1 protein-coding gene and 2 pseudogenes are annotated in these 3,794 nt (G+C 57.2%); 1 reads left to right on the top strand and 2 read right to left on the bottom strand.

Annotation, left to right across the window (positions count from 1 at the left end; genetic code table 11):
• The first annotated feature begins 183 nt into the window (after window positions 1–183).
• Window positions 184–1,300, top strand: a pseudogene (hisC, locus tag ACZYOF_RS42775) (histidinol-phosphate transaminase).
• A gap of 158 nt (window positions 1,301–1,458) precedes the next feature.
• On the opposite strand, the pseudogene dctA reads toward hisC, so the two are convergent.
• Together dctA and ACZYOF_RS42765 are read right to left on the bottom strand one after the other, a co-directional pair.
• Window positions 1,459–2,786: pseudogene (dctA, locus tag ACZYOF_RS42770) on the bottom strand (C4-dicarboxylate transporter DctA).
• A 604-nt stretch (window positions 2,787–3,390) separates the two neighbouring features.
• A complete protein-coding gene (locus tag ACZYOF_RS42765) occupies window positions 3,391–3,702 on the bottom strand; it encodes a hypothetical protein (RefSeq protein WP_463719495.1) in 312 nt (103 codons plus the stop codon).
• Between the last annotated feature and the right edge of the window lie 92 nt (window positions 3,703–3,794).

The raw sequence follows: 3,794 nt of genomic DNA, 5'->3' as shown, positions 1-3,794 counted from the left end.
TTCCCGCACCGCTTCCAGCGCGATCTTTGCCTTCAGTGCCGCGTCGATCTTGCGTCTCGTCTTTGTCGTCATCATGCGCTCCGTCTATCAAACGGAGCAGCCCCTTCCAACTAAGCACGTGGTCCCAAAATCGGGGTCCATTTCAAACCGCGATTGTCCCCGGCGAATCAAAGGAAGAACACGATGTCGGATGCAAAATTGCAGAATGTGCTGTCTTCTCTTTCGCAGACAGCGAGACAGTTGAATGCTCCGCCGGCCGGCCGGACTGCGCCGGATGCAACTTACGTGAAGCTAGATACCAATGAGAACCCATTTCCACTGCCAACGATCGTATGGCAAAGTGCAATTACCGCCCTTGAGCGGCAGTATCTTTATCCCGAAGATGACAACCTCAGCTTGCGGGAAGCAGCTGCCAATGCGTACGGCGTAGCGACGGATCATGTGATTGCCGGCAATGGATCATCTGAGATTCTGGGGCTGATCTACAGAGCCTTTCTTGCCCCCGGGCGAGAGCGTGGCAATGCTGTCTCCAGGTTTTTCATTCAATCGCAAACTTGCTATGTTGCAAGGGGCTCAACTTCTCGAAGTCAGATGTGACGAACCTCAGTCCTTGCCTATAGAGCAATTGTTGTTGGGTTGCGAAAAAGCCGCGAAGTTCGTTCTGGTAGCTAATCCGAATAATCCAACCGGAACGTTCATTCCGATCGCTGACATCGAACGCCTTGTGGCAGAATCGGACCGTCTAGTCGTGTTGGACGAGGCGTATGTCGATTTTGCGCCTGATAATGGCCTACGCCTCCTAAGCCGCTATCCGACTCTTCTGATCTTAAGAACATTTTCGAAGAGCTACGCCGCCGCTGGCATTCGCGTCGGCTTCGGACTAGGCCACCCAGAGCTTATCGGAAGGCTTCGCAACATCCAGAACGTCTTCAACATGAATGTGATCGGTCACGCGGTGGGCATCAGCGTTCTTGCGCACCGCGCCATCTACGAAGATAACCATAGGCACATCACGCAGGAAAGAGAACGAGTGGCGAGCGCACTGTCACAACTTGGATTGTCTGCAACGCCCTCCGACGCAAATTTCTTGCTAGTCCGTGTGCCCGCGGGACACGACGGCAGATGATGGCAGCTGGCTTTGGAAAGGCAAAAGATACTCGTTGCCTTTTTCCCTGATGAAGGTCTTGAAGACTGTATCCGCGTTAGCATCGGCACAAAAACGCAAATGGACGCGATTCTCGCAGCAATCAGTGACATTTCTGGCCGCTCGAAAATGGGTATATCGCCCGCCGCGCAGTAGTAATGTCTGGTGCCGCGTCACGTATGCGATAGCACCACCGAGGGATGAGAGCGGTGGGTGGCATAACCGAGATCTGTTGTGACTGATGGACGAAAATCGGCGACGGATCGATCCCTTAACTGCCACGGCCCCGTTTTCGAGGGACAACCGCCTCGTGATCAGCGGTATCGCGCACCTACTGCAGTTAACAAGGGACAACGATCGCTTTCCTGGTTGAGCCGCGCATGGAGCGTGGCTTGGTCGAGCTCGCCTTCCCACCAGGACACGAACACCGCGGCAAGACCGTTGCCCGTGATATTGGTAAGGGCGCGCACCTCGCTCATGAATTTATCGATCGAGAACACGATTGCCATGCCAGGCACTAGCGCCGGATTAACCGCTGATAGCGTCGCCGCGAGCGTGATGAAGCCGGCCCCGGTGATACCGCTTGCGCCTTTCGAGGTCATCATCGCCACGATCAGGATCGTGAGCTGTTGGCCGAAGGTAAGATCGACCCCGAGCGCCTGCGCGATAAATAACGTTGCCAAGCTCATGTAGACGTTGGTGCCATCGAGGTTGAACGAGTAGCCGGTCGGCACCACGAGCCCGACCACGGGCTTGGAGCAGCCGAGCCGCTCAAGCTTCTTCATCAACTGCGGCAGCGCGCTTTCCGAGGACGAGGTGCCGAGCACGAGCAAGAGCTCGTCTTTGATATAAGCGATAAACTTGAAGATCGAAAAGCCAACGGAGCGCGCGATCAGACCGAGCACGATCACCACGAACAGCGCGGCCGTGGCCTAGAACAGTGCGATTAGGCCGATTAGATTGCCGAGCGCCGACGGCCCGAACTTGCCGACCGTGAAGGCCATGGCGCCGAACGCGCCGATCGGCGCGGCCTTCATGACAATAGCGATGACGCCGAACACCGCGTGCGCCGTGTCGTCGATCATGCCGCGCAACTTCTCGCCGCGCTCACCCAGCGCCATGAGCGAGAAGCCGAACAGGATGGCAAATAAGAGTACCTGCAGGATGTCGCCGCGCGCCAGCGCGCCGACCACGCTGTCGGGAATGATATTGAGGATGAAATCGACGGTTTTCGAAGCTTCCGCCTGCTCCACGTAGTTGGCGACGGCTGCGGCATCGGGCTTGGCCGCAAGGCCGTGGCCGACTGGAAAAGATTGCCCATCAGAAGGCCGAGCAACAAGGCAAAAGTGGAGACGATCTCGAAATAGACCAGCGCCTTCAGGCCGACCCAGCCGACCTTTTTCGCATGCTGGATGTGCGCAATGCCCGAGACCACGGTGCAGAAGATGATGGGCGCGATGACCATCTTGATCAGCTTGATGAACCCGTCACCAAGCGCCTTGACCCAATCGCTGGTCGCGAGCGACGGCCACAGCCAACCGACGACGACGCCAATCAGGATCGCGATCAGCACCTGAACGTAGAGGATTTTGTACCAAGTTCTCGACACCGGCGCGGGTGCGGCAGTTGCGATGGTGGTCATGACGCTCCTTCACAATATGAACTCGAACACCGAGCCACCGCGCGTTGAGAGGCGACGGCATCAGACGAGCTTTTATGCCAGCCGTGCCCAATTTGAAGACGGCGATGTCGGAACTCCGACAGCCGGTAGCGCGATTTGCTGGCAGTTACGTGTGTTTTTCTCTCGTTAAGCAAGACGCGCACCACGCGCCGAAGCCATGCTGCCGTTCAACCGGCGAGACTGTGGACAGACTTTCTCCTAAATGTATTTGGTTGAATGCCAGAAGCGCGTTTGTTCCGCCGAAGGCAGAGGCGTTGTTCAGCGCCACGCGCACCTTGCGCTCGCGCGCGGTAGATTGGGCGCGGCCTCGAGATCTACCAGCTGCTTGCGGGCGATTTAATGCTCGGGCAGCGTTTTGAGCTTGGCCCTTATCCTGAGCTCGGAGTTGCAATCGGGTCACTGGCGGAGCGGCCTTCGCATCCCCCTATAAATGGAAGCGCCGCCGGTCCCGCCCATTCCGGAAACGACGACGCGCCTCCCCGTTCAGGCCTTCTCAGCGACCACGCCGCGGACAGGTGCGTCGCCGATAGACTTGAGATTCGATCAGGCGTCATCCGTGTTCATCTCAATCGTCGATCGCGTAGGACTGCGCCACGCAGATGATGTCCGCAACTCCAGTGACTGGATGCCACACCAAGTCAGTTCCGTGGTGGTCGATGTCTCGCGGCCGCCGACAGCGTTTTCCTTGTTCGTGCAACAATTTCCTTCGCGAATTGATCTGCCATGCTGCTGCTTCCATTAGGCGCTTCGACGCGAACGCACTGCCTTTCAGCCGCGCCGCGCGACGGAAGCAGTGACGTGATTCGTCGAGCGTCAAGGTGCTGTCAATGCAACATTCCGCGACATTGGTAAAATTGATTTTTTGGATGGTACGCATCCACATTATCGACGTTTGGAGACATGCGCCTAAGACCTTGATGCAAGCTGCCCTCGGGCGTTATCGAGCCTCGCGTCGTAGTTTCGCACAGC

The sequence above is a fragment of the Bradyrhizobium sp. LeoA1Lang genome (assembly GCF_055413685.1).
This window is presented reverse-complemented; position numbering and strand designations above follow the sequence as displayed.

Bases quoted from the DNA above. Each gene is read 5' to 3' on its own strand.
- ACZYOF_RS42765 (WP_463719495.1), bottom strand. From the start codon at position 3,702: ATGCGTACCATCCAAAAAATCAATTTTACCAATGTCGCGGAATGTTGC.